The sequence below is a fragment of the Amycolatopsis balhimycina FH 1894 genome, assembly GCF_000384295.1.
Classification (GTDB): Bacteria; Actinomycetota; Actinomycetes; order Mycobacteriales; family Pseudonocardiaceae; genus Amycolatopsis; species Amycolatopsis balhimycina.
In genome coordinates this window covers 7836888-7862694 of record NZ_KB913037.1, presented here as the reverse complement: position 1 = coordinate 7862694, position 25807 = coordinate 7836888, and the positions used below count along the sequence as shown (strand labels likewise).

Annotated in this window: 28 protein-coding genes; 15 read left to right on the top strand and 13 right to left on the bottom strand. The window is 70.8% G+C overall.

Annotated elements, in window-relative coordinates; translation table 11 throughout:
- The first annotated feature begins 41 nt into the window (after window positions 1-41).
- The 8 genes from A3CE_RS0136305 (at window position 42) to A3CE_RS0136270 (ending at window position 7382) form a co-directional block, all read left to right on the top strand.
- Window positions 42-485 carry a helix-turn-helix transcriptional regulator gene (locus A3CE_RS0136305; RefSeq protein WP_020645014.1) on the top strand — a complete coding sequence of 148 codons (444 nt, stop codon included), beginning with the start codon at window positions 42-44 and terminating at the stop codon, window positions 483-485.
- 10 nt (window positions 486-495) lie between these two features.
- On the top strand, window positions 496-906 hold the full coding sequence (locus A3CE_RS0136300; protein ID WP_043792877.1) for a VOC family protein: 411 nt from the start codon (window positions 496-498) through the stop codon (window positions 904-906).
- Window positions 907-941: 35 nt separating this feature from the next.
- A complete protein-coding gene (locus tag A3CE_RS0136295; protein WP_020645012.1) occupies window positions 942-2201 on the top strand; it encodes an MFS transporter in 1260 nt (419 codons plus the stop codon).
- On the top strand, window positions 2192-2431 hold the full coding sequence (locus A3CE_RS0136290) for a helix-turn-helix transcriptional regulator (RefSeq protein ID WP_020645011.1): 240 nt from the start codon (window positions 2192-2194) through the stop codon (window positions 2429-2431). Before A3CE_RS0136295 ends, A3CE_RS0136290 begins: the two co-directional genes overlap by 10 nt.
- Complete coding sequence (locus A3CE_RS0136285; RefSeq protein ID WP_020645010.1) at window positions 2428-4791, top strand: ATP-binding cassette domain-containing protein; 2364 nt, start codon at window positions 2428-2430, stop codon at window positions 4789-4791. Before A3CE_RS0136290 ends, A3CE_RS0136285 begins: the two co-directional genes overlap by 4 nt.
- A 98-nt stretch (window positions 4792-4889) precedes the next feature.
- A complete protein-coding gene (locus A3CE_RS0136280) occupies window positions 4890-5906 on the top strand; it encodes a fatty acid desaturase family protein (RefSeq protein ID WP_020645009.1) in 1017 nt (338 codons plus the stop codon).
- Between the two features lie 26 nt (window positions 5907-5932).
- A complete protein-coding gene (locus tag A3CE_RS0136275; RefSeq protein WP_020645008.1) occupies window positions 5933-6994 on the top strand; it encodes an MBL fold metallo-hydrolase in 1062 nt (353 codons plus the stop codon).
- Window positions 6995-7127: 133 nt separating this feature from the next.
- Window positions 7128-7382 carry a Smr/MutS family protein gene (locus A3CE_RS0136270; RefSeq protein WP_013224398.1) on the top strand — a complete coding sequence of 85 codons (255 nt, stop codon included), beginning with the start codon at window positions 7128-7130 and terminating at the stop codon, window positions 7380-7382.
- A 4-nt stretch (window positions 7383-7386) separates the two neighbouring features.
- Here A3CE_RS0136270 and A3CE_RS0136265 read toward each other — a convergent pair whose 3' ends face one another.
- From A3CE_RS0136265 to A3CE_RS0136235, 7 genes are all read right to left on the bottom strand, one after another.
- A complete protein-coding gene (locus A3CE_RS0136265) occupies window positions 7387-7686 on the bottom strand; it encodes a hypothetical protein (protein ID WP_020645007.1) in 300 nt (99 codons plus the stop codon).
- Window positions 7687-7951: 265 nt separating this feature from the next.
- Window positions 7952-8551 carry an Rv1733c family protein gene (locus A3CE_RS0136260; RefSeq protein ID WP_020645006.1) on the bottom strand — a complete coding sequence of 200 codons (600 nt, stop codon included), beginning with the start codon at window positions 8549-8551 and terminating at the stop codon, window positions 7952-7954.
- A 142-nt stretch (window positions 8552-8693) separates the two neighbouring features.
- A complete protein-coding gene (gene hsaB / locus A3CE_RS0136255; protein WP_020645005.1) occupies window positions 8694-9233 on the bottom strand; it encodes a 3-hydroxy-9,10-secoandrosta-1,3,5(10)-triene-9,17-dione monooxygenase reductase subunit in 540 nt (179 codons plus the stop codon).
- A complete protein-coding gene (gene hsaC / locus A3CE_RS0136250) occupies window positions 9230-10141 on the bottom strand; it encodes an iron-dependent extradiol dioxygenase HsaC (RefSeq protein ID WP_020645004.1) in 912 nt (303 codons plus the stop codon). The genes hsaB and hsaC overlap by 4 nt, the downstream gene beginning before the upstream one ends.
- Window positions 10141-10986, bottom strand: a complete 846-nt coding sequence (gene hsaD, locus A3CE_RS0136245) for a 4,5:9,10-diseco-3-hydroxy-5,9,17-trioxoandrosta-1(10),2-diene-4-oate hydrolase (protein ID WP_020645003.1) — start codon at window positions 10984-10986, stop codon at window positions 10141-10143. Before hsaD ends, hsaC begins: the two co-directional genes overlap by 1 nt.
- A complete protein-coding gene (gene hsaA, locus A3CE_RS0136240) occupies window positions 10986-12149 on the bottom strand; it encodes a 3-hydroxy-9,10-secoandrosta-1,3,5(10)-triene-9,17-dione monooxygenase oxygenase subunit (RefSeq protein ID WP_020645002.1) in 1164 nt (387 codons plus the stop codon). The genes hsaD and hsaA overlap by 1 nt, the downstream gene beginning before the upstream one ends.
- A 35-nt stretch (window positions 12150-12184) precedes the next feature.
- Window positions 12185-13786, bottom strand: coding sequence for an FAD-binding protein (locus A3CE_RS0136235; protein ID WP_020645001.1), 1602 nt, complete (start codon window positions 13784-13786; stop codon window positions 12185-12187).
- Window positions 13787-13886: 100 nt separating this feature from the next.
- Here A3CE_RS0136235 and kstD point away from each other — a divergent pair, with 100 nt between their 5' ends.
- From kstD to A3CE_RS0136205, 6 genes are read left to right on the top strand one after another with little or no spacing between them, the layout of a single operon-like run.
- The gene (gene kstD / locus A3CE_RS0136230; RefSeq protein WP_020645000.1) at window positions 13887-15551 is read left to right on the top strand and encodes a 3-oxosteroid 1-dehydrogenase; all 1665 of its coding nucleotides are present in this window, start codon (window positions 13887-13889) and stop codon (window positions 15549-15551) included.
- Window positions 15548-16684, top strand: coding sequence for a 3-ketosteroid-9-alpha-monooxygenase, oxygenase component (locus A3CE_RS0136225; RefSeq protein ID WP_020644999.1), 1137 nt, complete (start codon window positions 15548-15550; stop codon window positions 16682-16684). The genes kstD and A3CE_RS0136225 overlap by 4 nt, the downstream gene beginning before the upstream one ends.
- Complete coding sequence (locus tag A3CE_RS0136220) at window positions 16681-16956, top strand: hypothetical protein (RefSeq protein WP_020644998.1); 276 nt, start codon at window positions 16681-16683, stop codon at window positions 16954-16956. The genes A3CE_RS0136225 and A3CE_RS0136220 overlap by 4 nt, the downstream gene beginning before the upstream one ends.
- Window positions 16949-17980, top strand: coding sequence for a ferredoxin--NADP reductase (locus A3CE_RS0136215; protein ID WP_020644997.1), 1032 nt, complete (start codon window positions 16949-16951; stop codon window positions 17978-17980). The genes A3CE_RS0136220 and A3CE_RS0136215 overlap by 8 nt, the downstream gene beginning before the upstream one ends.
- A gap of 8 nt (window positions 17981-17988) precedes the next feature.
- Window positions 17989-18834, top strand: a complete 846-nt coding sequence (locus A3CE_RS0136210; RefSeq protein WP_020644996.1) for a MaoC/PaaZ C-terminal domain-containing protein — start codon at window positions 17989-17991, stop codon at window positions 18832-18834.
- Between the two features lie 51 nt (window positions 18835-18885).
- Window positions 18886-19338, top strand: a complete 453-nt coding sequence (locus A3CE_RS0136205; protein ID WP_020644995.1) for a riboflavin kinase — start codon at window positions 18886-18888, stop codon at window positions 19336-19338.
- A gap of 218 nt (window positions 19339-19556) precedes the next feature.
- On the opposite strand, the gene A3CE_RS0136200 is transcribed toward A3CE_RS0136205, so the two are convergent.
- From A3CE_RS0136200 to A3CE_RS0136175, 6 genes are all read right to left on the bottom strand, one after another.
- A complete protein-coding gene (locus A3CE_RS0136200) occupies window positions 19557-20120 on the bottom strand; it encodes a DUF5134 domain-containing protein (protein ID WP_020644994.1) in 564 nt (187 codons plus the stop codon).
- Window positions 20121-20206: 86 nt separating this feature from the next.
- Window positions 20207-21376 (bottom strand): lipid-transfer protein, encoded by a 1170-nt coding sequence (locus A3CE_RS0136195; protein ID WP_020644993.1) that lies wholly within the window; start codon window positions 21374-21376, stop codon window positions 20207-20209.
- Window positions 21373-21759 (bottom strand): MaoC family dehydratase, encoded by a 387-nt coding sequence (locus A3CE_RS0136190; protein WP_020644992.1) that lies wholly within the window; start codon window positions 21757-21759, stop codon window positions 21373-21375. Before A3CE_RS0136190 ends, A3CE_RS0136195 begins: the two co-directional genes overlap by 4 nt.
- Complete coding sequence (locus A3CE_RS0136185; RefSeq protein ID WP_020644991.1) at window positions 21756-22664, bottom strand: bifunctional MaoC family dehydratase N-terminal/OB-fold nucleic acid binding domain-containing protein; 909 nt, start codon at window positions 22662-22664, stop codon at window positions 21756-21758. The genes A3CE_RS0136190 and A3CE_RS0136185 overlap by 4 nt, the downstream gene beginning before the upstream one ends.
- Complete coding sequence (locus A3CE_RS0136180; RefSeq protein WP_020644990.1) at window positions 22661-23815, bottom strand: acyl-CoA dehydrogenase family protein; 1155 nt, start codon at window positions 23813-23815, stop codon at window positions 22661-22663. Before A3CE_RS0136180 ends, A3CE_RS0136185 begins: the two co-directional genes overlap by 4 nt.
- A gap of 4 nt (window positions 23816-23819) precedes the next feature.
- On the bottom strand, window positions 23820-24869 hold the full coding sequence (locus A3CE_RS0136175; RefSeq protein WP_020644989.1) for an acyl-CoA dehydrogenase family protein: 1050 nt from the start codon (window positions 24867-24869) through the stop codon (window positions 23820-23822).
- An 86-nt stretch (window positions 24870-24955) separates the two neighbouring features.
- Between A3CE_RS0136175 and A3CE_RS0136170 the strand changes: the two genes are divergently transcribed.
- Window positions 24956-25792, top strand: a complete 837-nt coding sequence (locus A3CE_RS0136170; protein WP_020644988.1) for an alpha/beta fold hydrolase — start codon at window positions 24956-24958, stop codon at window positions 25790-25792.
- Window positions 25793-25807: the final 15 nt, after the last annotated feature.

Below are 25807 nucleotides of genomic sequence, written 5' to 3'. Positions count from 1 at the left end.
CATGACATCCCGGGCCCGTCCCCCTATGGCAGGATTCAGGGGTGACCAGCACCGCCGCCACGGCGCAGTACCTGCGCGACCTCGCGCTGCTGCGCCGGGTCCGGGACCGGATCGACCGGGAGTACGCCCAGCCCCTCGACGTCGAGGCGCTGGCCCGCGGCGTAAACATGTCGGCCGGGCACCTCAGCCGGCAGTTCCGGCGAGCGTACGGAGAGTCACCGTATTCGTACCTGATGACGCGGCGGATCGAACGGGCGATGGCGCTGCTGCGCAAGGGCGAACTGAGCGTCACCGAAGTCTGCTTCACCGTCGGCTTTTCGTCGCTGGGCACCTTCAGCACGCGGTTCGCCGAGCTGGTCGGCACGCCCCCGAGCGTCTACCGCGAGCAGCAGGCCGAGGCCACCGTCGGGATGCCGCCGTGCGTCGCCAAGCAGGTCACCAGACCGATCAGGAATCGAGAAGCGCGGCCCTCGGCGGCCACCTAGGGTGACCAGCATGGACGTCACCATTCACTCCAGCTTCCTCCCGCACACGGACCCGGAAGCCTCGCTCGCCTTCTACCGCGACCTCCTCGGCTTCGAGGTCCGCCAGAACGTCAAGTACGGCGACATGCAGTGGATCACGGTGGGGCCGCCGAACCAGCCGGACACCTCGATCGTGCTGTCGCCGGTGGCCGCGACGCCGGGCCTGACCGACGACGAGCGCCGCATGATCGCCGAGATGATGGCCAAGGGCACCTACGCCTCGGTCAACCTGGCCACCAGGGACCTCGACGCCCTCTTCGCCAAGCTCGAGGCAGGCAGCGCCGAAGTCGTCCAGGAGCCGGTCGAGCAGCCCTACGGGATCCGCGACTGCTCGTTCCGCGACCCGGCGGGCAACCTCCTGCGCATCCAGGAACTGCGCTGACCACGACCGCCGCCGCGGCGCACGGCTACCGGGAGGTGCTGCGCGACCGGCGGATCGCCGGACTCCTGCTGGGGGATCTCCTGGCCAACGTCGGCACCGGCATGCTCCTGGTCGCCATGCCCGTGCAGACGCTCTCCCTCCACGGCGGCGTGCCGAAGGCGATCGCCATCGGGCTCGTCGAGGCCGCGCCGTTCGTCCTGTCCACCCTGCTGGCCCTGGCCATCGGCCTCGGCCGGGTGCGGGTGCCGCCGCGCACGCTGCTGGTCGCCGACTGCGTGCTGCGGTCGCTGACCTTCGCCACCCTCGGCGTCCTGGCCGTCGCCGGCCTGCTCACGCTGCCGGTGCTGGTCGCCGGTCTCCTCTTCGGCGCGACGTTCCGGCTGGCCGGGTCGAGCAGCCGCCGCCTGCTGGCGACGTCGGCCGCGGGCGAGGCCGGGCGGTTCTCGGTCAACGGCCTGCTGGGGCTGAACACGACGTTCGCGCTCTACATCGCCGGTCCGGTGCTGGGCGGGGTCGTCGTGGCCACCGCCGGCGCGGGCTTCGCGCTCTTCGTCGACGCGGGCGGAGCGCTGATCCTGCTGGCCGCCACCCTCGCGTGCGTCCCCCAGCCCGCCGAGCCTCCGGAGCGGCCCGAAGGCTCGGGCTGGCGGATCCTGCGCCGCCGTCCGGTGGCCGCGCGGCTGCTGGTGGTGGAGTTCTTCTTCAACTTCCTCTACATGCCCATCGAGGTGGCGCTCCCGCTGTACGTGACCGGAACGCTGCACGCCGGCGCGTCCGGGCTGGGGTGGCTCTGGGGCGCGCTCGGGGCCGGCGCGTTCCTCGGCGCCGCGCTCGTCGGCCGGCTGCGGAACCTGCCGCAGCGCCCGCTGCTGGTCGCGATCATCGGCCTGTGGGCGCTGTGCCCGATCGGCCTCGCCCTCACCGGCGACCTGACCGTGGCGCTGCTCGTCTTCGGCTTGGGCGGACTGGTGTACGCGCCGTTCACCCCGGTCGCCTACAGCTTCCTCCAAGCCGGGCTGGCACCCGGCGAACAGCAGCCGGTCGTCACGCTCTGGACGACCGGCGCGACCGTGGCCGCACCGCTGGGCCTGGCACTGGGTGGTCCGCTGATCGAACTGGCCGGCAGCACGGGCGGCCTCGTGCTGTCCGGCGTGCTGACCCTCCTGCTGCTCCCGATCGCGGCCTGTGTCATCCGGGGCTCCGCCCCGGGCCGGGGGCTCCGCCACCCGGAACCCCCGAAAAGCGATCGGGCGGTGCTCGGCCGCACACCGGAAAGGGAACCGACATGTGCCTGAGCCTGAAGGTCGCCGCGCAGAACCACCTGCGCGAATTGGTGCTGCTCCGCCGCATCCGCGACCGGATCGAACGCGAATACACGCTGCCGCCGGACATCGAAACACTCGCGAACACAGTGGATCTGCCTGTCGCATTGTTCGTCCGCCGTTTCCGGGACGCTTACGGCCTTTCGCCGCACGAATACCGGCAAGCCGCCGAGGCCCGAACGAAAAACTGGAGTGCCCGATGACCAAACAGCACGCCGCCGACAGCCACGACCTGATCCGCGTCCACGGCGCCCGCGTGAACAACCTCAAGGACATCAGCGTCGAACTGCCGAAGCGGCGGCTGACGGTGTTCACCGGGGTCTCCGGCTCGGGCAAGAGCTCCCTGGTGTTCAGCACGATCGCCGCCGAGTCGCAGCGGCTGATCAACGAGACCTACAGCACCTTCGTGCAGGGGTTCATGCCGACGCTGGCGAGACCCGACGTCGACGTCCTCGACGGGATCACCACCGCGATCATCGTCGACCAGGAGCGGATGGGCGCCAACCCGCACTCCACGGTCGGCACCGCCACCGACGCCAACGCGATGCTGCGGATCCTGTTCAGCCGGCTCGGGACGCCGCACATCGGCTCGCCGCAGGCGTTTTCGTTCAACGTCGCGTCCATCAGCGGCGCGGGCGCGGTCACCCTCGAAAAGGGCGGCCGGCAGATCAAGGAACGCCGCAGCTTCAGCATCACCGGCGGCATGTGCCCGCGCTGCGAGGGCCGCGGCAAGGTCAACGACATCGACCTCACCGCGCTCTTCGACGAGAACAAGTCGCTCAACGAAGGCGCGATCACCATCCCCGGCTACAGCATGGAGGGCTGGTACGGCCGCATCTTCCGCGGCTCCGGCTTCTTCGACCCGGACAAGCCGATCAAGAAGTTCACCAAGAAGCAGTTCGCCGACCTGGTGTACAAGGAACCGACCAAGATCAAGGTCGAGGGCATCAACCTGACCTACTCGGGGCTCGTCCCGGCGATCCAGAAGTCCTTCCTGGCCAAGGACGTCGACTCGATGCAGCCGCACATCCGCGCGTTCGTCGAGCGGGCGGTGACGTTCCAGACCTGCCCGGACTGCGACGGCACGCGGCTGACGGCCGAGGCCCGCTCGTCGAAGATCGACGGGATCAGCATCGCCGACGCCTGCGCGATGCAGATCAGCGACCTCGCCGCGTGGGTGGGGAAGCTGTCCGAGCCGTCGGTCGCGCCGCTGCTCGACGCGCTGAAGCGCACTCTCGACTCGTTCGTCGAGATCGGGCTCGGCTACCTCTCGCTCGACCGTCCTTCCGGGACACTTTCGGGCGGGGAAGCCCAGCGCACCAAGATGATCCGTCACCTCGGGTCGTCGCTGACCGACGTCACCTACGTCTTCGACGAGCCGACGATCGGCCTGCACCCGCACGACATCCAGCGCATGAACGACCTGCTGCTGCAGCTGCGCGACAAGGGCAACACGGTGCTGGTCGTGGAGCACAAGCCGGAGGCGATCGCCATCGCCGACCACGTCGTCGACCTCGGCCCGCGGGCGGGGTCCGAAGGCGGCGAGGTGGTCTTCGAGGGCACTGTGGACGGTCTGCGTTCCAGTGGCACGCTCACCGGACGGCACCTGGACGACCGCGCGTCGCTGAAGGAGTCGGTGCGCTCGGCGTCGGGGGTCCTGGAGGTCCGCGGGGCGTCGACGCACAACCTGCAGGACGTCGACGTCGACATCCCGCTCGGCGTGCTCGTGGTCGTGACCGGGGTGGCGGGTTCGGGCAAGAGCTCACTGATCCACGGCTCGGTGGCCGGGCAGGACGGTGTGGTGGCGATCGACCAGACCGGGATCCGCGGTTCGCGCCGCAGCAACCCGGCGACCTACACCGGGCTGCTGGAGCCGATCCGCAAGGCGTTCGCCAAGGCCAACGGCGTCAAGCCGGCGTTGTTCAGCGCCAACTCCGAGGGCGCCTGCCCCAACTGCAACGGCGCCGGCGTCGTCTACACGGACCTGGGGATCATGGCGAGCACCGCCACACCGTGCGAGGTGTGCGACGGCAAGCGGTTCTCGGCCGAGGTGCTGGACTACACCTTCGGCGGCCGGAACATCAGCGAGGTGTTCGGGATGCCGGTGACCGAGGCCGAGGCGTTCTTCGCCGACGGGGACGCGAGCATCCCGGCGGCGCACAAGATCCTCACGCACCTGTCCGACGTCGGCCTCGGCTACCTCACGCTCGGCCAGCCGCTGACGACGCTGTCGGGCGGCGAGCGGCAGCGGATCAAGCTGGCGACCCGGATGGCGGAGAAGGGCGGGGTGTACGTCCTCGACGAGCCGACGGCGGGCCTGCACCTGGCCGACGTCGAGCAGCTGCTGGGGTTGCTGGACCGGCTGGTCGACTCGGGCAAGTCGGTGATCGTCATCGAGCACCACCAGGCCGTGATGGCGCACGCGGACTGGATCGTCGACCTCGGCCCGGGCCCGGGTCACGACGGCGGCCGGATCGTGTTCGAGGGCACGCCGGCGCAGCTGGTGAAGGCGCGGAAGAAGACGCTGACCGGCAAGCACCTCGCGGAGTACATCGGGTCCTGACCCAGGCGTATACCACCCCGGCCGGTAGGGCTGGCCCCCGCAAGGTGCCGGGAGCCCACCGGCTTCCCGGGAGACCCGCCGACGGGAAGACTCGGTGCGTGACCACCACAGAGAACCTCGTCGGCAGCGACTTCGCCCGGCTGAGCCACCGCATCTCCGCCGCCGGGCTGATGGCACGCCGTCCCGGCTACTACACCGCCCGGATCGCCGTCGTGACCGGGTTGTTCGCCGCCGGGTGGGTTGCCTTCGCGCTGCTGGGGAACTCGTGGTGGCAGCTCGCCGTCGCGGCCTTCATGGCCGTGATGTTCGGGCAGATCGCGTTGCTCTCCCACGATCTCGCGCACAAGCAGGTGTTCCGGCGACGGCGGCCCACCGAAATCGCCGGGCTGCTCGCCGGGAACCTCGGCGTCGGGATGAGCTACGGCTGGTGGATGGACAAGCACACCCGCCACCACGCCAACCCGAACCACGAGGAGCTCGACCCGGACGTCGACCCGGACATCCTCGTCTGGTCGAAGGACCAGGCCCGCGCCAGCCGGGGCGTCCCGCGGTTCATCGGGCGGTACCAGGCGTTCCTGTTCTTCCCGCTGCTCACCCTCGAGGGCCTGAACCTGCACTGGTCCGGCATCCGCGCGGTCCGCAAGCCGGGGCTGCGCCGCCGCGGTCTCGAAGCCGCGTTGCTCGCCGCGCACTTCGTCCTCTACTTCAGCGCGCTGCTCACGGTGCTCAGCCCCGGCATGGCATTGCTGTTCTTCGCCGTCCACCAAGGACTCTGGGGTGTCTACATGGGATCGATCTTCGCCCCCAACCACAAGGGCATGCCGACGCTGACCGGGCGGACCGAGCTCGGCTTCCTCCGCAAGCAGGTGCTCACGTCCCGCAACGTCCGCGGCGGTGTGGTCACCGACGTCGCCCTCGGCGGCCTCAACTACCAGATCGAGCACCACCTGTTCCCGAGCATGCCGTCGCCGCACCTGCGGCGGGCGCAGCCGATCGTCCGGGCCTACTGCGCCGAGCTGGGCATCCCGTACCTCGAGACGAGCCTGGTCGAGTCCTACCGGCAGGCGCTCACCCACCTGCATGAAGCTGGGGCCCCTCTCAGGAACCGTTCGTAGACTCGGGGCATGAGGAAGACTGGATTATGAAAAAGACGGTCGCGGCCCTGCGGGACCTGCCGGCGGCGTTCGGCGCGAAGGCCGCCGGGGCGCGGGCCGAGCGGGTCCGCTCGTCGCCGCAGTTCGACGGCAAGGTGTTCCGCAACGTCGCGCCGCGGTACCCGATGACCGCGGCGGCGATGCGGACCATCTTCCGCGAGATGTTCTTCGGCGAGCACCGCGAGCTGCGCAAACCCGCCCGCGCGGTGCCGCTGGTCGCGGCGGAGCCGGTTCTCGCGGCGGAGGGCCTCTACCTGACCTGGTACGGCCACGCGTCCACGCTCGTCGAGCTGGACGGCGCCCGCGTGCTGCTCGACCCGGTGTGGAGCGACCGGGTCTCGCCTGCCGCGTTCGCCGGACCGCGGCGGCTGCACGAGCCCCCGGTGCCGCTGTCCGGGCTCGGCCGGATCGACGCCGTCGTGATCTCGCACGACCACTACGACCACCTGGACCTGGCGACCGTCCGGGCGCTGACGGCTTCGTCTTCCGCTCCCTTCCTCGTGCCGCTCGGGGTCGGCGCGCACCTGGAACGCTGGCACGTCCCCGCGGAACGGATCATCGAGCTGGACTGGCACGAAGAGGCGACGGTGGCGGGCGTCCGGTTCGTCGCGACGCCGGCCCAGCACTTCTCCGGCCGCGGCATCACGAACGACGACACGCTGTGGACGTCGTGGGCGCTGCTGGGCCCGTCCCACCGGGTGTTCTACAGCGGCGACACGGGGTACTTCGACGGGTTCGCGGCGATCGGCGCGGAGCACGGTCCGTTCGACGTGGCCCTGATCCAGATCGGCGCGTACGCCCCGCAGTGGCCGGACATCCACATGACCCCGGAGGAGGGCGTCGCGGCCGGCCTCGACGTGCGGGCCAAGCTGCTGGTCCCGGTGCACTGGGCGACGTTCCAGCTGGCCATGCACCCGTGGGGCGAGCCGGCGGACCGCGTGTGGAGCGAGGCGAAGGAGGCCGACCTCCCGCTGGCGGTCCCCCGCCCCGGCGAGCGCGTCGACGTGGCCGAGCCGCCCCCGGTGGACGGCTGGTGGCAAGCGCTGTGAAGCTGAGGTCGACACGCGTGATCAGGGCGACGACACGACGCGGCGTGCTCGTGTCGTCTCTTCGATCACGGGTGCCGGCGTTTCCATCACGCGTGCCGACCGTTCAAGCACGTCGTCGAGCCCGGGAGAGCGTGTGAAGCTGAAGCTGGACCTCCACGACGTCTACAACCGCGGCGGCGAGATCGACCGGGCCCTGCGCGCGATCATCGACGAAGCCGTCGCGAAGAAGGCGCCGCTCGTCGAGATCATCCCGGGCAAGGGCTCCGGCCAGCTGAAGAAGCACGTCCTGCGGTTCCTCGAGCGCAAGGACGTCAAGGCGCTGTACCACCGGGTCGAAAAGGACAAGGACAACTTCGGCCGGGTGTTCGTGCACTTCCGCTGGAAGTGAGGGCTCAGCTCGGCTCCGGCACCGGGTCTTCCAGGCACTTCCGGATCGGTGTCGCTTTGGCCCACAGGTGGTCGTAGTAGTGCTCGAAGCAGTCGCGGACGACGTCGCGGCTGCGAATACTGATGCCGATCATCCGGTCGCGGCCGCTGGCGTAAGAGATGAAGACCTGGTCGTCGTCGTATATTCCCATACTGATGGCCCCCACATCCTGAGGCATGTCGTTCAGCACGCTGATGTTGTAGTGCCTTTTGGCTGCCTGCGCCCGGGCCACCACGGCGAGCTCCTGCCGCAGGTGATCGATCATCGAAGGATTGCCCGAATTGAGGATAACCCGCCGGAAAACATGGTTCGGCGAGTGGCCGGCCCATTTACGGCACGCCTTGAAGTGCTGCTCGACAGCGGCGTCGAGCTCGGTCGGGCTGACGCCGTCAGGATCAACAGCAGGATTCCTTGCCTGGCCCGGTGCTCGATTTCGGTGGCCGGCCTCGACACAACCGCGCCCTCCAAGACGAACGGACAGAGCAACGGTAAACAGAGTCGTCCGGCGTCGTCGCGGCGTTACGGAAGCCTCAGAAGCGGCTGTCGTGACGGGCCCGCGCCCAGGCCCGGTCCCAGGCCGCCGCGTAGAAGCGGCTCAGGACGAACCGGCCGGCACCGTACAACGCCGCCAGGGCGCCGGTGATCGCGACCCACAGCAGGATCGCCGCGAACACGCCGTCCGCCGCCGAGGTCGATGCCGACAGCGGCTCGCCGGCCAGCTCGCCGCGGGAGTCCAGCCACACCGGTACGCGGGTGCCCGCCGGGCTGCCCGGGTCGGTGAGGACGTCGCCGGTGTGGCGGGCGCCGCGGGCGTCGAACCAGGCCGCCGGGACCGTCGTCTGGGCGGCCGGGGCGCCGGCGCCGTCGGTGCTGTACGGCTGGCCGGACGCCGCCGCGAGCGAGACCGCCGTCGCGGGTTGGCGGGTGGCGCGCTCTTGCGCCGCGCGGGCGGTCTGCGCCGCGTACGTCTCGGAGCCGAACGCCGCCGCGAACGGGATCGCGAGGAGCGCGCCGGCGACGACCAGGAGCAGCAGCAGGGCTTCGACGCGGTCGCCCGCCCGGGCCAGGGGGTTGCGGCCGGGGTGCACCCGCCGCCCGAACCGGGCGATCCGTCCGCTGGGCCCACGCATGCGCGACTCACTCCTCCCGGGAAGGTGTCTTCTCGGCAACAGTGTGCGCGCCGGAGATCGGCTTTCTCTCGCGAATGGGATGCGGCCCACCTGTGAACCCGTGCACAACCACCCGGTCGCGCGAACCCAGCGCGAGGGGCGGTTACAGCCAGTCGTCGGGGCGGGGCCAGGGCATCAGGGCCGAGAGCGCGTCCCGGACCGGTTCGGTGACCGCGTACTGACCGCGGTGGAACAGCAGCGGGCGAGCTTCCGACGGCGCGCCCAGCGCGGTCACCCGGCCGATCACGACGTAGTGGTCACCGGCTTCGTGGACGGCTTCCAAGGAGCAGTCGATCCAGGTCAGCGCGCCCTCGAGCAGGGGTGCGCCCGACGGCGCGGGCGTCCAGGCGAACCGGGCGAACTTGTCCTCGCCGCGGGCGCCGAAGACCGCGCTGACCTCCTGCTGGTCTTCGGCCAGCACGTTGACGGCGAAGCGGCCCGCCGCGGCCAGCACCGGCCACGTCCGGGACGTCCTGGCCGGGCAGAACAGCACCAGCGGCGGGTCGAGCGACAGCGCCGCGAACGACTGGCAGGCGAACCCGGCGAGGGTGTCGCCGTCGCGGCCGGTGACGACGGTGACGCCCGTGCAGAAGTGCCCGAGGACGCTGCGGAACTCGGTCTGGTCGACCGCCACGGACGTCATGAGCCGGGCGGCCGCGCGCCGACCGAGAAGTCGTGGCCCCACAGCGAAACCGCGGTGCTCTCGCGCGCGATCCAGTTGTCGTCGTCGACCTGGCGGCCTTCGCAGCCGAACTCGACGTCGAAGCCGCCCGGGGTCTTCATGTAGAAGGACAGCATCAGGTCGTTGACGTGCCGGCCGAGCGTGGCCGACATCGGTACCTTCCGCCGGATCGCGCGGTCGAGGCACAGGCCGACGTCGTCGGTGTTCTCCACCTCGACCATCAGGTGCACGATCCCGCTCGGCGTCGGCATCGGCAGGAACGCCAGGCTGTGGTGGCGTGGATTGCAGCCGAAGAACCGCAGCCACGCGGGCGGTCCGTCGGCGGGCCGCCCGACCATCTGCGGCGGCAGGCGCATCGAGTCGCGCAGCCGGAAGCCGAGGACGTCCCGGTAGAACCGCAGCGACGCCTCGTCGTCCTTTGTGGACAAGACGACGTGGCCGAGGCCCTGCTCGCCGGTGACGAACTTGTGGCCGTACGGGCTCACCACGCGCCGGTGCTGCAACGCGACGCCGTGGAACACCTCCTGGGTGTTGCCGGACGGGTCGTCGAAGCTGATCAGCTCGTCGACGCGGCGGTCGGCCAGCTCGTCGGGGGTGCCTTCCTTGTACGGCACCGAGGCACTGTCCAACCGCGACCGGATTTCGGCCAGCTCGCCGGCGTTCGCGGCTTCCCAGCCGGTGACGGCCAGCCGGTCCGCGGACCCGGGCGAGACGACCAGCCGCGCGGGGAAGTCGTCCATCCGCAGGTAGAGCGCGTCCGGGTTGGTGCCGCTGCCTTCCACCATGCCGAGCACCTTGAGCCCGTACTCGCGCCAGGCCACCATGTCGGTGGCTTCGACGCGGAGGTAGCCCAGTGACCGGATGCCCATCAGGAACTCCCGAGGAAGTCGAGGGCCAGCCGGTTGAACTCGTCGAACTTCTCCAGCTGGGCCCAGTGCCCGCAACCGCCGAACACGTGCAGCTGCGCGCGCGGAATCGTCTTGAGTGCCACCAGGGCACCGTCCAGGGGGTTGACGCGGTCCTCGCGTCCCCAGATCAGGAGCACGCGCTGGCGGAGGCGGTGGGCTTCGCGCCAGAGCATGCCTTCTTCGTAGGTGCCGGGCTGCGCGAAGGACTTCCCCATCGCGCGCATCGCGGCCAGGGACTTCGGGGTGTTCGCGGCGGCGAAGCGTTCGTCGATCAGCTCGTCGGTGACCAGCGCCTGGTCGTGGACCATGATGCGGAGGAAGGCTTCCATCCGCTCGCGGCTGGGGTGCGCGCCGAACTTGCCGAGGTTCTTGACGCCTTCGGTCGGATCGGGCGCGAAGAGGTTGACGCTCAGCCCGCCCGGCCCCATCAGCACCAGCCGCCCGGCACGCTTGCCGTGGTTCAGCGCCAGCCGCACCGCCGCGCCCCCGCCCAGGGAGTTCCCGACGAAGTGGGCGCGTTCGATCCCCAAGGCGTCCATCAGGCCGACGACGGCGTCGGCGCTGTGCCGGAAGTACTGCGGGTGCTCGGCCGGCTTGTCGGACCGCCCGAAGCCGGGCTGGTCGACGGCGATTGTCCGGTAGTGCTTGGCGAACTCCGGCAGGTTGCGCCCGAAGTTGCTCCACGCCGACGCGCCGGGCCCGCCGCCGTGCAGCAGGATCACCGTCTCGGCGTGCTCGGCGCCGGCCTCGTGGTAGTGCAGCTTCAGCGAACCGGCCTGGACGTACTTGCCTTCGGGAGCGGCCATCAGTACATCGCGTTCTCGACGGGGAGCCCGAAGGCACCGGTGCCGTACATGACGTACGCTCGCTCGGCGTCGTTGGCCGCGTGGACGCGGCCGGCGTGCGCGTCGCGCCAGAAGCGCTGGATCGGCGTGCCGCGCTGGATCGCGCGGCCGCCGGAGTTCTCGAAGAGCCGGTCGATCGCGGCGATCGCGCGTTCGGTGCCGCGCACCTGGTCGCGCCGGACGCGCAGCCGCAGGTCCACGGGCAGCCGCTCTTCGCGCTTGGCGAGCTCGTACAGCTCCTCGATGTTGCGCGTCAGCTGCAGCCAGGCGGCGTCGATCTCGCTGGCCGCCTCGGCGATCCGCACCTTGGTGAACGGGTCCTCTTTGGACTGCTCGCCGGCGTACGCGGCCCGGACGCGCTTGCCCTGGTGCTCGACGTGCGCGTCGTAGGCGCCCTGCGCCATGCCGATGATCGGCGCGGTGATCGTGGTCGGGTGCACCGAACCGTACGGAAGGCGGTACAGCGGACCGGGGTTGACGGCCTGGCCCGGCACCTTGCACTTCGACGTCGCGATGAAGCTCAGCGCCCGGTGCTGCGGCACGAAGACGTCCTCGACGACGATGTCGTTCGAGCCGGTGCCACGGAGGCCGATCGTGTCCCAGACGTCCACAATGGAGTAGTCGGCGATGGGCAGCAGGTAGGTGCAGAAGTCGACCGGCTTGCCGTCCTTGAACGCGGGTCCCCCGAGCAGCACCCACGTGCAGTGGTCGCTGCCGGAGGAGAAGCTCCACCGGCCCGAAAGGCGGTAGCCGCCCTCGACGACCTCGGCCTTGCCCATCGGCGCGTACGACGAGGAAATCCGCACGTCCTGGTCTTCGCCCCAGACCTCCTGCTGCGCCTGCGCGTCGAACAGGGCCACGTGCCACGGGTGGACGCCGAGGATGGAGGCGACCCAGCCGGTGGACCCGCACGCGCTCGCGATCAGCTTGACCGCGGTGTAGAAGCTCACCGGGTCGGTTTCGAAGCCCCCGTGGAGCTTCGGCTGCAGCAGCTTGAAGAACCCGGTCTCCTGCAGGGCCTTGACGGACTCCTCGGGGACGCGTCGCGCGTCCTCGGTGTCCTGGGCCCGTTCCCGCAGGACCGGCAGGAGGTCCCGGACCCCGGCGATCACCTGCTCGCTCATGCGCAGTTCCTCTCTCGTTTCCACTTCCTGAGAGACTAGAACACGTTCTCGTTTTTGTCGAGAACGCCCTGCGCCAGGGCACTGTTGATCCCCGCCCTGCGGCCGGAAAAAACGCAGTCGGCCAGCGAGAGACCGCTCACGTACGACCTGGAACAGATTCCCACGGCGGTGCGGCCGGCCGCGTACAGCCCGAGGATCGGCTCCCCCGCCGTGCTCCGCACCGCGCCCGTCTCCTCGTCGACCACCAGCCCGCCGAGGGTGAGCATCGGCGTGGGATACCCGAGGTTCGGCCGCACCGAAATATCGATGAGCGAGAACGGCGGGTTCTCCAGCCGCCGCGCGAACTCGGCGGGCTTGCCCATCGGGTCCACGGCGCCGTGGTAGGCCTCGACGCTCGCCTTGAGCCCCTCGATGGCGATCCCGGCCTTGCGCGCGACCTCGCCCAGTGTCGCGCCGACGACCCGGCCGCGGCGCAGCAGGTACCGCAGCTGAAGCCATTGGAACCACTGGCTTTGCTTGCGGCCGTCCCGGCGCGCCTCGGCCACGATCGGCGCGTCGACGAGCAGCCAGCCCTTGCTCCCGTGGTCCTCGATGAGCTTTTCCCCGACCGCGGCGCCGTAGCGGGATTCGTCGATGACCCGCCGCCCGTCGGCGTCGACGATGATCCCGCCGAGGAACGCGCTGGGCGGCGTGACGAACCGCCACGCCGAGATCCGGCCCAGTTCCCCGGTCGCCGCCCCGGCTTCGACGCCCATCCGGATGCCCGAGCCGTTGTCGGCGGACGTGCCGAGCGGGAGGCCGCCGCGGTAGGCGGGGGCGTGCTCGCGCACCATCTCGCGGTCGGCGATGAACCCGCCCGCGGCGAGCACGACCCCGCGCCGCGCGGAAATCCGCAGCTCACGGCCGTGCGCGCGCTCGAAGCGCTCGACCCGGCGGTGCAGCGACTTGCGCAGCGACGGGATGTAGATCCCGGGCTTCGCCGCAAACTGGGCGAAGCGCTGGTGCTGGGCCCGCACCCCCGCGGGGGCGTCGCCGAGGGTGTCGACGACGAGCCCGGTGACGCGGCCTTCGGCGTCGCGGATCAGGGTCCGGGCGGTCGTCTGCGTCAGCACGCGGATGCCGCGGGCGCGCACGGCCGCCTTGAGCCGGGCCATCAGCATCTTCCCCGAGGTCCCGGGGCCCTTGACGCGGTGGCCGCGCGGGGCCGGCTTCGCCGCGTCGCGGAACCCGCCGGCGGACTCGCTGCCGGAGTAGTAGAGGTAGTGGTCGTCACTGGGGTACGACGTCTTGTACGGGCAGAGGCTGCCTTCGAACGGCACGCCGTTGTCCTCCAGCCAGGTGATCATCTCCCGGCTGCCCTCGCAGAACCGGCGCAGCGTCGCTTCGGAGACGACGTCACCGGTTTCGAGCCGCAGGTAGGCGTACATCGCGTCGACGGAGTCATCGACGCCGGCGTCGAGCTGCTGGCGGGTTCCGCCGCCGGCGTAGACGACCCCGCCGCTGACCGCGCTGGCGCCCCCACCGGCGAAGCGCTCGACGACGACGACGTCGGCGCCCGCGTCGGCCGCCTCGAGAGCAGCACAGGCGCCGGCCGCCCCGAACCCCACGATGACCACGTCCGCGACGAGTGCGTCCATGGTCGCTACCCTAGAACTGAAACACGTTCTCGTCTATGGTGACCGAAAGCGGCTCTCAACTGGCTACTCAGTCAGTGGAACACGTTATAGGTGAGGTGAGATGACGGAGCAGTTCGACGTCGTCGTGGTCGGCAGCGGCGCCGCCGGGATGACTGCCGCGCTGGCTGCGGCCCACCATGGCCTGAGCGTAGTGGTCCTCGAGAAAGCAGCCTGCTTCGGCGGCTCGACCGCCCGCTCCGGCGGCGGCGTCTGGCTGCCCGGCAACCACGCGCTGCGCGCCGCCGGGATCGACGAGCCGCCCGAGCGGGCGCGCGAGTACCTGGCCTCGATCGTCGGCGACGTCGTCCCGGCCGTCCGGCGCGAGACGTTCCTCGCGCACGGCCCCGAAGTGCTGCGGTTCGTCTGCGACCACACGCCGCTGAAGTTCCGCTGGGTCCGCGACTACAGCGACTACCACCCCGAAGCCCCCGGCGGGCGCAGCGGCGGCCGGTCCGTCGAGCCGGTCGCCTTCGACGGCAACCTGCTCGGCGCCGAGCTGGCCCACCTCGAACCGCCGTACAGCGCTCCCCCGCTGGGCGTGCCGATCACCCAGGCGGACTACCGCTGGCTGAGCCTGCTGGCCCGCCACCCCCGCGGCGCCGTCCGGATGCTGTCGCTGGGCCGGCAGTGGCTCGTCGGCAAACTCCGCGGGCAGCGGCTGCTGAGCATGGGGCAAGCGCTTGCGGCCGGGCTCCGGGTCGGGCTCGCCCAGGCCGGCGTCGAGGTCCGGCTCAACACCGCGCTGACCGACCTGCGGGTCGACGACGACCGCGTGACCGGCGTCGTCACCGAAAACGGCGTCATCCACGCGCGGCGAGGCGTGATCCTCGGCAGCGGCGGCTTCGAGCGGAACCTGGAGATGCGCGAGAAGTACCAGCGCGCGCCGATCGGTGTCGACTGGACCGTCGGCGCTGAGGCCAACACCGGCGACGGCATCACCGCCGGCCTCAAGCTGGGCGCCGCTCTCGACCTGATGGACGACGCCTGGTGGGGGCCGTCCCTGCCGCTCACCGGCGGCCCGTGGTTCGCGCTCGCCGAGCGGTCGCGGCCGCGCTGCATCATGGTCGACGCGCACGGGAAGCGGTTCGCCAACGAGTCGGCGCCGTACGTCGAGGCCGTGCACGCGATGTACGGCGACGGCGACGGGCCGGGCGAGCACATCCCCACCTGGCTGGTGTTCGACCAGCGCTACAAGGACCGGTACATGTTCACCGGCATCGGGCCGCGCCAGCCGCTGCCCGGCCGCTGGTTCAAGGCCGGGATCGCGGCGAAGTCGTCGTCACTGGCCGGGCTGGCCGCGAAGATCGAGGTCCCGGCCGAAGCCTTGGAAGCGACCGTCGAGCGCTTCAACGGCTTCGCACGCAAGGGCGTCGACGAAGACTTCCACCGCGGGGTCAGCAAGTACGACCACTACTACGGCGACCCGCGCAACAAACCCAACCCCAGCCTCGGTCCCCTGGACAAGGCGCCGTTCTACGCGGTGAAGATCGTGCCCGGCGACCTGGGGACCAAGGGCGGGCTGCGCACCGACGAGCACGCGCAGGTACTGCGCGAAGACGGTTCGGTGGTGCCCGGGCTCTACGCCGCGGGCAACGCCAGCGCGGCCGTGATGGGCCGGACGTACGCCGGGCCGGGCGCGACCATCGGTCCCGCCATGGTGTTCGGCTACCTTGCGGCGACGCGGCTGGCGCACGAAGATCAAGGGACCACGGGAGGGCAGCGATGACGCAGGACTCGGTACGCACCATCTACGCCGGCGAGCCGCCGACCCGGTACGCCCGCGGCTGGCACTGCCTCGGCCTGGCGCGGAACTTCCGCGACGGGAAACCGCACGCGATCACGGCGTTCGGCACGAAGCTCGTCGTGTTCGCCGACTCGCGCGGCGAGCTGCACGTGCTCGACGGCTACTGCCGGCACATGGGCGGCGACCTCACCCAGGGCACGGTCAAGGGCGACGAAGTCGCCTGCCCGTTCCACGACTGGCGCTGGAGCGGCACGGGCAAGTGCGTCTCGATCCCCTACGCCAAGCGGGTTCCGCTGCGGGCGCGGACGCGGTCGTGGACGACGGAGGAGCGCAACGGGCAGCTGCTCCTGTGGCACGACCCCGAGGGCAACCCGCCGCCCGAGGAGCTGGCGATCCCGCGGATCGAAGCCGACGGCAGCGCCGAGTGGAGCAACTGGACCTGGGACGAGATCTTCATCGACGGCTCCAACTGCCGGGAGATCATCGACAACGTCGTGGACATGGCGCACTTCTTCTACATCCACTACGCCTACCCGACGTACTTCAAGAACGTGTTCGAAGGCCACATCGCCACGCAGTACCTCAACACCAAGGGCCGCCCGGACATGGGCATGGCGTCGAACTACGGCGGCGAGGAAAACCTCCTGCGGTCGGAAGCGTCGTACTTCGGGCCGTCCTACATGATCAACAAGCTGGTGAACTCGTTCCAGGGTTACGAGATCGAGAGCGTGCTGATCAACTGCCACTACCCCGTCACGCCGACGTCGTTCGTGCTGCAGTACGGGATGAAGGTGCGCAAGCCGCCGGGCATCTCCGACGAGCACGCGGACAAGATCGCCGCGAAGCTGGCCCGCGGGATCGGGGCCGGGTTCCTGCAGGACGTCGAGATCTGGAAGCACAAGACGCAGATCGACAACCCGCTGCTGTGCGAAGAGGACGGTCCGGTCTACCAGCTCCGCCGGTGGTACCAGCAGTTCTACGTCGACGTCGCCGACGTCAGCGAGGACATGACCCAGCGCTTCGAGTTCGAAGTGGACACTTCCAAGGCGAACGAGGCTTGGGCGGCGGAGGTGGCCGAGAACCTGGCGCGGCAGAAGACCGAGGCGGAAGTGTGACCACCGCCGAACGGGCTGCCTTCTCGGATGCGGCGGAGTTCCTGTCGGGCGGGCTGCGGCCGCACGAGTGCCGCAGCTGCGGCACGTGCGTGCTGGTGAAGAAGAACAGCATCCAGCACACGAGCATCCAGTGGACGTCCCGCCCCGCCGACACCTGCCCGGTGTTCGCGGATGTGGACGGCCCTTCGGCGTTGCTCGACACGTGCCCGAAGCTGGCCGACAGCATCTCCGACGCCGTGCGCGAGGGCACGCTGGCGGTGGCCGATGGCTGAGCGGTTCTACACGCTGACGGTCGCCGACGTCGTCGTCGAGACACCGGACGCGCGGTCGGTGGTGTTCGAAATTCCCGACGAGCACGCTGACGCGTTTTCCTATACGGCGGGCCAGTTCCTGACGTTGCGGATCCCGAGCGACCGGACGGGTTCGGTGGCGCGGTGCTACTCGCTTTCGAGCGCGCCGCACGAGAACCGCGTGCAGGTGACGGTCAAGCGGACCGACGGCGGTTACGGCTCGAGCTGGATCTGCTCGTCCTTGAAACCGGGGATGCAGGTCGACGTGCTGGCACCGGCAGGCGTGTTCTGCCTCACGTCGGTGGACGAGGACTTCCTGCTGTTCGCCGCCGGCAGCGGCATCACGCCGGTGATGGCGATCCTCAAGACGGCCCTGGAGGAGGGCTCCGGCCGGGTGGTCCTGGTCTACGCGAACCGCGACGAACGCTCGGTGATCTTCGCCGACGAGCTGCGGTCGCTGGCGAAGCGGTACGGCGACCGCCTGGTCGTCGTGCACTGGCTGGAAAGCGTCCAGGGGCTGCCGGACGTCGCGCAGCTGCGGGGGCTGGCCTCGGCGTACACGTCGCACGAGGCGTTCCTGTGCGGGCCGGCGCCGTTCATGGCCGCCGTCCGGGAAGCGCTCGGGCAGCTCGGCGTGCCGCGGGAACGGGTGCACGTCGAGAAGTTCACGTCGCTGACCGGGAACCCCTTCGAGTCCGGTGAGCCGGAGCCCGAGGTCGAATCCGATGAGGCACCGGCGTCGCTGACGGTGACCCTCGACGGGGACACGCGGTCGTTGGCGTGGCCGCGGCGGCGGAAGCTCCTGGACCGCCTCCTGGACGAAGGCATGGACGCGCCGTACTCGTGCCGCGAGGGACAATGCAGTGCGTGCGCGTGCCGGATCGTCTCGGGCGAGGTGAAGATGCTGCACAACGAGGTCCTGGACGCCGAGGACATCGCCGACGGCATCGTGCTGGCCTGCCAGTCCCTGCCGGTCACCGACGAGGTCTCGATCAGCTACGAATAGGAGCCCGCGTGCCCATCAACCCGGACGTCGCGATCGGCGCCGAGATCGGCGAGGTGAGCTTCGCCTGGACGTCGTCGGACGTGCTGCTCTACCACCTCGCGCTGGGCGCGGGGCCGGACGAGCCGCGGTACACCTACGAACAGGACCTCGTGGTGCTGCCGACGTTCGCGACGGTCGCGGCGAACCTGCGCGTGTTCGACCCGCCGGCGGTGTCGTTCCCCGGGGTGGAGATCGACCTGGCGAAGGTGCTGCACGGCAAGCAGGAAGTCACGCTGCACCGGCCGATTCCCACCGAGGGCAAGGCGGTGGCCCGGTCGCGGATCGCCGACGTCTTCGACAAGGGCAAGGCGGCGGTGGTGGTCCAGGAGGTCGCGGTCACGTCGTCGGCCGGCGATCCACTGTGGACGGCCCGGTCGAGCATCTTCGCCCGTGGTGAGGGCGGTTTCGGCGGGTCGCGGGGGCCTTCGGACCGGATCGAGTGGCCTACGCGTTCGCCTGATCTTGTTCTCGAGACGCCGACCTTGCCGCAGCAGGCCCTGCTGTACCGGCTGTGCGGCGACCGGAACCCGCTGCACGCCGACCCCGCGTTCGCCCGTGCGGCCGGGTTCGAGCGGCCGATCCTGCACGGGCTGTGCACGTACGGGATCGTGGCGCGGGTGCTGGTGAACGAGTTCCTGGACGGCGACCCGGCCCGGGTGGCGTCCTTCGCGGCGAAGTTCGCCGGCGTGGTGTTCCCGGGCGAGACGCTGCGGATCCGGGTGTGGCGCTCGGAGGACCGGCTGCTGGTCACGACGTCGGCGGTCGAACGGGACGACGCGCCGGTGCTGGCGGACACGGTGCTGTCCACGATCTGATCAGGCCGGCGCGCGCCCGCTACCGTAGGAGGCAGAACCTCGGGAGGACGGATGCCGGAATACTTCGTGGTGCGCGGAGCGGTCGAATCGGGCGACCAGCGGGGCCGCGAGCTGGGCTTTCCCACGGCCAACATCGCCCTGCGCGACCAGGACGGCTCCCTCGGCGACGGCGTCTGGGCGGGCTGGGTCCGCCGGGCGGACGGCACGCACGTGCCGGCGGCGATCTCGGTGGGCAGGCGCCCGACGTACTACGGCGCGGACGGGTACCGCCTGCTGGAGGCCCACCTCCTGGACTTCACGGGTGACCTGTACGGGGAGACGCTGGTGGTGTGGCTCGGGACACACCTGCGGCAGCAGGAGAAGTACGCCTCGGCGGAGGACCTGATCACGGCGCTGAAGAACGACATCGCGGCGGCCACCCGCTGGACGGCGGACCACCCGGCCGCTTCCCTCCCGGAGGCCGGCGAGAGCGCCTTGGGCGAGGTCCGGCGGATCACGGACTGAAGGGGCTTTGCGCGCTCGATCCAGTGGTCCTGAATGAGTCATTCAGGGCACCGGAGGTCCTGAATGACTCATTCAAGACGTCCAGGCTGCCCGCTTCCCGCCTACCCCGGCCGCCGCGTAGCGGGCTTCACCCAAGTCCGTGAATGGCACATTGAGGGACTTAGAGTCCCTCAATGTGCCATTCACGGACTTGCAGCGGACGTACGAACCGGCCGCGCTCACAGGGCCGAGGCCAGCAGCAGGTAGCCCATGCCGGCTCCCATCGCCGCCCGGCACACCGCGCGCGAAGCCTGCCCGGAACCAGAGCCCGAGACCGCTCCCGCGATCGGCGAGCCTCGCACCACCAGCACTCCGGACCACGCGGCGTCGACCACGAAGTACCCCGCCGCCGCCACCGCGATCAGCGGCAACGCCAACCGCGAGTCCATTGTGGACATGTTCAGCCACGGCCCGTGGCCCGCTCCGCCGTGGGGCATCGCCGTCACCATGTAGAACATCGCCGCCGCCGACAGGGCGTGGTGGGCGCAGCACGACCGGCCGCGCCACCAGGCGACGGCGAACCAGCCCGTCGTCAGCGCCAGCACCGCCTGCCAGCCCGCCGCCGGGATCGGGCCGCCAACCGGGGAGACCATCGCCACCATCGCCACCACCAGCAGCAGCTCCGCCAGGTCGCCGTGGCGCACTCCGTGGCCCAGCCGCGCGTAGTCGAGGCGGACCAGGCGCAGCACGCACGGCAGCACCAGCGCCGCGAACACCGCCGTGAGCGCCCAGTCGACCACCATCACAGCCGGCCTCACTCTCCGTCGTGGGTCATGTCTCTACCGTGACACCCACGCCGGTCGCGCACCAGCCGTCAATGAGGTGACACTCAGTCACCCGTCAGGACGAGTCCGCTCGTCGGCACGCCCGTCCCCGCCGTGACCAGCACCCGGGCCGCGTCCGGCACCTGGTTGGCCGCCGTGCCGCGGATCTGGCGGACACCCTCCGCGATGCCGTTCATCCCGTGGATGTACGCCTCGCCGAGCTGGCCGCCGTGCGGGTTGAGCGGCAACTTGCCGTCGAGCTCCAGCGCGCCGTCGGCGATGAAGTCCTTCGCCTCGCCGCGGCCGCAGAAACCCAGTTCCTCCAGCTGCATCAGCACGTACGGCGTGAAGTGGTCGTACAACACGGCAACGTCCACATCGGACGGTCCCAGCCCCGACTGTCCCCACAGCTGCCGTCCCACGACGCCCATCTCCGGCAGCGCGGCCAGGTCGTCGCGGTAGTAACTGGTCATCACGTACTGGTCCGGCCCGCTCCCCTGCGCCGCCGCCGCGATCACCGCCGGCCGCGCGGCCAGGTCACGCGCCCGTTCGAGGCTGGTGACGACCAGCGCCACCCCGCCGTCGCTCTCCTGGCAGCAGTCGAGCAGGTGCAGCGGCTCGGCCACCCAGCGCGACGCCTGATGCTCCTCGAGGGTGATGGGCCGCCCGTGAAACCACGCGTTCGGGTTGGTCGCCGCGTGCTTGCGGTCGATCACCGCGACGCGCCCGAAGTCCTCGCTCGTCGCGCCGTAGTCGTGGAGGTACCGCTGCGCGACCATGGCGACCGTCGCCGCCGGCGTCGCGATGCCCATCGGGTAGTGGAAGCCGTTGTCGACCCCGGACGAGTTGACCTGGCCCGCGGCCGCGGACGACACCTGCCCGAAGCGGTGCCCGGACCGCTCGTTGAACGCCCGGTAGGCGACGACGACGTCCGCGACGCCGGTCGCCACCGCCATCGCGGCCTGCTGCACGGTCGCCGCGGCCGCGCCACCGCCGTAGTGGATCCGGCTGAAGAACTTCAGTTCGGGGATCCCCAGTTCACGCGCCACCGCGATCTCCGCGTTGCCGTCCATCGTGAACGACACCAGACCGTCCACATCGGACGGCGAGAGTCCCGCGTCGGCGAGCGCGTGGGACACGCATTCGGCCGCCAGCCGCAGTTCGCTCCGGCCCGAGTCCTTCGAGAACTCCGTCGCGCCGATCCCGGCGATGGCCGCCTTGCCCGAGAGCGTCACGGAAGGGTCACCTCCACGGTGCCGGCGACGTGCTCACCGAGACTGTCCACACCGGACACGGACACCACGACGTCCTGCCCCGCGCGGGAGACCACCCGGCCGGTGAACGTCAGCGTGTCGTAGGCGTAGCACGGCACGCCGAGCCGGATCTTGATCGACCGGATCAGCGCCTCCGGCCCCGCCCACGCCGAGACGAACCGCTGCACGAGGCCGGTGTCGGTGAGGATGTTGAGGAAGATGTCCTTCGAGCCGCGCTCGACGGCCGCGTCGCGGTCGTGGTGCACGTCCTGGAAGTCACGGGTGGCCAGCGCCGTGCTGACGACGAACGTCGGCGTCGCCTCGATCGTCAGCGGCGGCAGCTCGGTCCCTTCGGCGACGGTCATCGGGCCACCTTCCACGCGGGCAGCGTCAGTTCGTCGTCGACGCGGACGAACGCGGCGACCACCGGCAGTCCGATGTGGACTTCGTCCGGGGACGCTTCGAGCAGCTCGGCCATCACGCGGACCCCTTCCTCCAGTTCGACCAGGGCCACGACGAACGGGAGCTCCTTGCCCGGCACCGGCGGGTGGTGGTGCACGACGTACGAATACACCGTCCCCCGGCCACTGGCCACGACGTAGTCGGGCTTGGTGTCCAGCGAACCGTCCGGCGGCATCGGGCCGGGCGGGTGGCGCAGCGTCTCGCCCCAGCGCTGGATCCGCAGTTCACCCTCGCGAAGGCCGTCCCAGAAGAACTCGGTGTCCCGGCTGATCACCGGCCGGAGCACCGGCGCCGGCGGCGGTTTCGGGGCCGGTGGCCGGAACTTGAGGACCCGGAACATCATCTCCGCGACCGCTTCGGACCCGACGGACCAGGTCGTCCGGGTGGTGACGAACCAGCCCTCCCCCAACGCCGTCTTCTTCGGGCCGACGACCTTCTCCAGGCGGGTCGCCGCCGCCACGTGCTCACCCGGCCGCAGGTACCGGTGGTAGGTCTGCTCGGAGTTCGTGGCCACCACGGAGGTGAACCCGGCCTCGTCGAGCACGGTCATCATCGCGCCGAGCGGGTCGTCGTCCGGCCGGGTGCCGTGCAGGCCGTTCATCGTCCACACCTGCGCCATCGCGGGCGGCGCGACCAATCCCTTGTGGACGCTCGAAGCGGCGTACCCGGGGTCGGTGTAGACCGGGTTGGCGTCCCCCATCGCCTCGACCCAGTTGTTCACCATGGCCTGGTTGACGGGGTCACGGGCGAGCCGCGGCGAGGACTCCCCGTTGGCGGCGATCTCCGCGGCGGCTTCTTCGATGGTCATCGCGGCACCCTCGGCAGGCCCAGGCCGATCGACGCGATCAGCTCCCGTTGGATTTCGCTGACCCCGCCGCCGAAGGTCAGCACGATGTTGCGTTTCGCGGCGATGTCCAGCCATTCCGCCAGCTCCGCGGTGTCCGGATCGGCCAGATCGCCGTGACGCGCGACGACTTCCTCCAGGTTCCGGCCGATCCGCTGGATGGCCTCGGAGCTGAACACCTTCGTCGCCGACGCGTCGGCGACGACCACGGGCGCGGCCGTCGAGGACACCGCGACCTGCCAGTTCAGCAGCTCGTTCACCCGCGTCACGGCGAGCGCGTCGGCCAGCACCGCCCGGACGTCGGCGAGGTCCAGCAGGCCGTGGGCGGCCGCCCAGGCGTGCACGCGGTCGTACAGCCCGCCGATGCGCCCGGCCGGGCCGAGCATCACGCGCTCGTGGTTGAGCTGGGTGGTGATCAGCCGCCAGCCGCCGTTTTCCTGGCCCACCAAGCGGTTCGCGGGGACGCGGACGTCCGAATAGTACGTCGCGTTGACGTGGTGGGCGCCGTCGCAGGTGATGATCGGCGTCCACGAGTACCCGGGATCGCTCGTGTCGACGACGAGGATCGAGATGCCCTTGTGCTTCGGCGCGTCGGGCGCCGTCCGCACGGCGAGCCAGATGTAGTCCGCGTCGTGCCCGCCGGTGGTGAAGATCTTCTGCCCGTTGACGACGTACTCGTCGCCGTCGCGCACCGCGGTCGTCCGCAGGGACGCCAGGTCGGTGCCGGCTTCCGGCTCGGTGTAGCCGATCGCGAAGTGGATCTCCCCCGCCAGGATCTTCGGCAGGAAGAAGGACTTCTGCTCGTCCGTGCCGAACTCCTGCAGCGTCGGGCCGACCGTCTGCAGTGTCACCGACGGCAGCTGAACATCGGCGCGGGCGGCCTCGTCGACGAACAGGTGCTGCTCGATCCCGCCGAACCCCTGCCCGCCGTACTCGACCGGCCAGCCGACGCCGAGCCTGCCGTCGCGGCCCATCCGCCGGACGATCTCGCGGAACACCGGCCCGTGCCGTTCGCGGCGCATCGCGCGCCGCTCCTCGGGACTGATCAGCCCCGAGAAGTACTCGCGCAGCTCGGCGCGCAGTTCCCGTTGCGCCGCGGTCAGTTCGACGTGCATCCGCTCACCCCGCCACTCGTTCGCCGAGCCTGCCGAGCCGGTGCGCGGCGCCGCCGAGCGCCCGGCCGAGATCCTTGACCGCCGACGAATACCGGTGCAGCGGATAGGTTTCGTCGACGCCGACGCCGCCGTGCAGGTGGTGGCAGGTCGCGAGCGCCTTGGGGGCCTCTTCGGCGAACCAGTAGGCGGCGACGTCCAGTTCGGCGTCCGCGTCGAGGCCGGCGGCCAGCCGCCACACCGCGGACGTCACGGCGAGGTGCACGGTCCGCGCGGCCACGTAGACGTCGGCGATCTGCCCCGCCACGGCCTGGAACGTCGCCAGCGGCCGGCCGAACTGGGTCCGCTCGCCGACGTGCTTCACGGTCAGCGCCAGGGCCCCGGCGAGGAGACCATCGCCCTGCGCGAGGGTCCCGGCCAGGGCGAACCGGTGCAGGACCGCGACGGCGCCCCGGTCGAACAGGAGGTCGGCCTCTTCGACGGCGACGTCTTCGAGCCGCACGGTGCACTCGGGCGTCCCGGCCGAGTTCCGGGTGGGGACCAGCGTGACGCCGTCGGCGCGCGGGTCGACCAGGTAGACGGCGGTGCCGTGCGGAGTGCTCACGGGCGTCAGGATCCGGGTGGCCTGTTCGGCGTACGGGACGGCGGTCTTCACGCCGTTGAGCAGCCACTTCCCGTCGGCCGCCCGTGCGGTCGTGGCCGGTTCGCCGACGAGCGGGGCGGACGGCTCGTGCAGGGCCGCGGTGAGCAGCGCCTCCCCCGCGGCGACCGGCGGCAGGAGTTCCGCGCGCTGCGCCGGGGTCCCGAGGGACTCGACCGGCAGGACGCCCAGCGCCAGGGCCGCGTAGGCGGGGACCGGCGCGGCGGCGCGGCCGACCTCGGTGAGGACCTGCGCGACCTCGGCGACGCCCAGGCCGTCGCCCTCCAGGTCCGGGGGCAGGGCCAGGGCGAGGAGGCCCGAAGACGCGAGGGCGCGCCAGGGGTCGTCTTGCGACCCGAGCACCTTCGCGGCGAGAGCGGCGATCTCGGTCTGCGTATCGTCAAGGGCGAAGTCCACGCCTGTCCTCCGGATCGGCGCAATAGTGAAACATGTTCTAGTCTTAGCCGGAAAGGACCCGCTCGGCAACCCCCGGAGGAGGCTGGATGGCGGCGACGCGGCGGCTGGTCACCGTGCCGCCGACCGCCGGCGTACCCGACCCGGTCCCCCTCGACCTGCCCGGCCGCGGCCGCACCGTGGTCACCGACGTCGGCCCGCGTGACGCGCCCGCCCTGCTCCTGCTGCATTCGGTGGCCTGCACCGGCCTCCTGACCTGGTACCCCGCCCTCGACCTGCTGGCGCGCCACCACCGCGTCGTCGTGTTCGACCAGCGCTGGCACGGCCGGGGCATCCGCTCGCCCGAGTTCCGGCTCGCCGACTGCGCCGCCGACGTCACCGCGGTCGCCGACGCGCTCGGTATCGGGCGGTTCGCGCTCGCCGGGTACTCGATGGGCGGCATGGTCGCCCAGCTCGTCGCCCGCGCCGAACCAGAACGTGTTACCGGACTGGTGCTCTGCTCGACCGCGAGCACCTTCCGCCGCGGGCTGCGCCAGCGGGTCGCCCTCGACGTGTTCGGCCGGACCCTGCGGCAGCTGCGCGAGCGCGTGAAACCGCCGGCCGCGCCGATCGCGGTACCGCGCGCACGCGTCGAAGACCACCGGTGGGGGCTGCGGGAGTTCCGGTCGACCAAACCGTGGGAGATCGCGGTCGCCGTCGACGAGATCGGCCGGTTCGACTCGACGCCGTGGCTGCACACGCTGCGGCTGCCGGCCGCGGTCGTCGTGACCACCCGGGACCGGTTCATCGCCCCCGGCCACCAGCGGTCACTGGCCCGCCGGATCCCCGGCGCGGCGACCTACGAGGTCGCGGCCGGGCACGCGGCCTGCGTCCTGGCCGCCGGCCGCTGGGTGCCCGCCCTGCTCGCCGCGGTCGGATCCCTTTGAGGAAAGGAACTCACG

What these genes read in the sequence shown, in the direction of transcription:
- A3CE_RS0136300 (WP_043792877.1), top strand. Translation starts at nt 496, where the DNA reads ATGGACGTCACCATTCACTCCAGCTTCCTCCCGCACACGGACCCGGAA.
- A3CE_RS0136290 (WP_020645011.1), top strand. Translation starts at nt 2,192, where the DNA reads ATGTGCCTGAGCCTGAAGGTCGCCGCGCAGAACCACCTGCGCGAATTG.
- A3CE_RS0136285 (WP_020645010.1), top strand. Translation starts at nt 2,428, where the DNA reads ATGACCAAACAGCACGCCGCCGACAGCCACGACCTGATCCGCGTCCAC.
- A3CE_RS0136275 (WP_020645008.1), top strand. Translation starts at nt 5,933, where the DNA reads ATGAAAAAGACGGTCGCGGCCCTGCGGGACCTGCCGGCGGCGTTCGGC.
- A3CE_RS0136265 (WP_020645007.1), bottom strand. Translation starts at nt 7,686, where the DNA reads ATGATCGATCACCTGCGGCAGGAGCTCGCCGTGGTGGCCCGGGCGCAG.
- A3CE_RS0136260 (WP_020645006.1), bottom strand. Translation starts at nt 8,551, where the DNA reads ATGCGTGGGCCCAGCGGACGGATCGCCCGGTTCGGGCGGCGGGTGCAC.
- hsaB (WP_020645005.1), bottom strand. Translation starts at nt 9,233, where the DNA reads ATGACGTCCGTGGCGGTCGACCAGACCGAGTTCCGCAGCGTCCTCGGG.
- hsaC (WP_020645004.1), bottom strand. Translation starts at nt 10,141, where the DNA reads ATGGGCATCCGGTCACTGGGCTACCTCCGCGTCGAAGCCACCGACATG.
- hsaD (WP_020645003.1), bottom strand. Translation starts at nt 10,986, where the DNA reads ATGGCCGCTCCCGAAGGCAAGTACGTCCAGGCCGGTTCGCTGAAGCTG.
- hsaA (WP_020645002.1), bottom strand. Translation starts at nt 12,149, where the DNA reads ATGAGCGAGCAGGTGATCGCCGGGGTCCGGGACCTCCTGCCGGTCCTG.
- A3CE_RS0136235 (WP_020645001.1), bottom strand. Translation starts at nt 13,786, where the DNA reads ATGGACGCACTCGTCGCGGACGTGGTCATCGTGGGGTTCGGGGCGGCC.
- kstD (WP_020645000.1), top strand. Translation starts at nt 13,887, where the DNA reads ATGACGGAGCAGTTCGACGTCGTCGTGGTCGGCAGCGGCGCCGCCGGG.
- A3CE_RS0136225 (WP_020644999.1), top strand. Translation starts at nt 15,548, where the DNA reads ATGACGCAGGACTCGGTACGCACCATCTACGCCGGCGAGCCGCCGACC.
- A3CE_RS0136215 (WP_020644997.1), top strand. Translation starts at nt 16,949, where the DNA reads ATGGCTGAGCGGTTCTACACGCTGACGGTCGCCGACGTCGTCGTCGAG.
- A3CE_RS0136205 (WP_020644995.1), top strand. Translation starts at nt 18,886, where the DNA reads ATGCCGGAATACTTCGTGGTGCGCGGAGCGGTCGAATCGGGCGACCAG.
- A3CE_RS0136200 (WP_020644994.1), bottom strand. Translation starts at nt 20,120, where the DNA reads ATGGTGGTCGACTGGGCGCTCACGGCGGTGTTCGCGGCGCTGGTGCTG.
- A3CE_RS0136190 (WP_020644992.1), bottom strand. Translation starts at nt 21,759, where the DNA reads ATGACCGTCGCCGAAGGGACCGAGCTGCCGCCGCTGACGATCGAGGCG.
- A3CE_RS0136185 (WP_020644991.1), bottom strand. Translation starts at nt 22,664, where the DNA reads ATGACCATCGAAGAAGCCGCCGCGGAGATCGCCGCCAACGGGGAGTCC.
- A3CE_RS0136180 (WP_020644990.1), bottom strand. Translation starts at nt 23,815, where the DNA reads ATGCACGTCGAACTGACCGCGGCGCAACGGGAACTGCGCGCCGAGCTG.
- A3CE_RS0136170 (WP_020644988.1), top strand. Translation starts at nt 24,956, where the DNA reads ATGGCGGCGACGCGGCGGCTGGTCACCGTGCCGCCGACCGCCGGCGTA.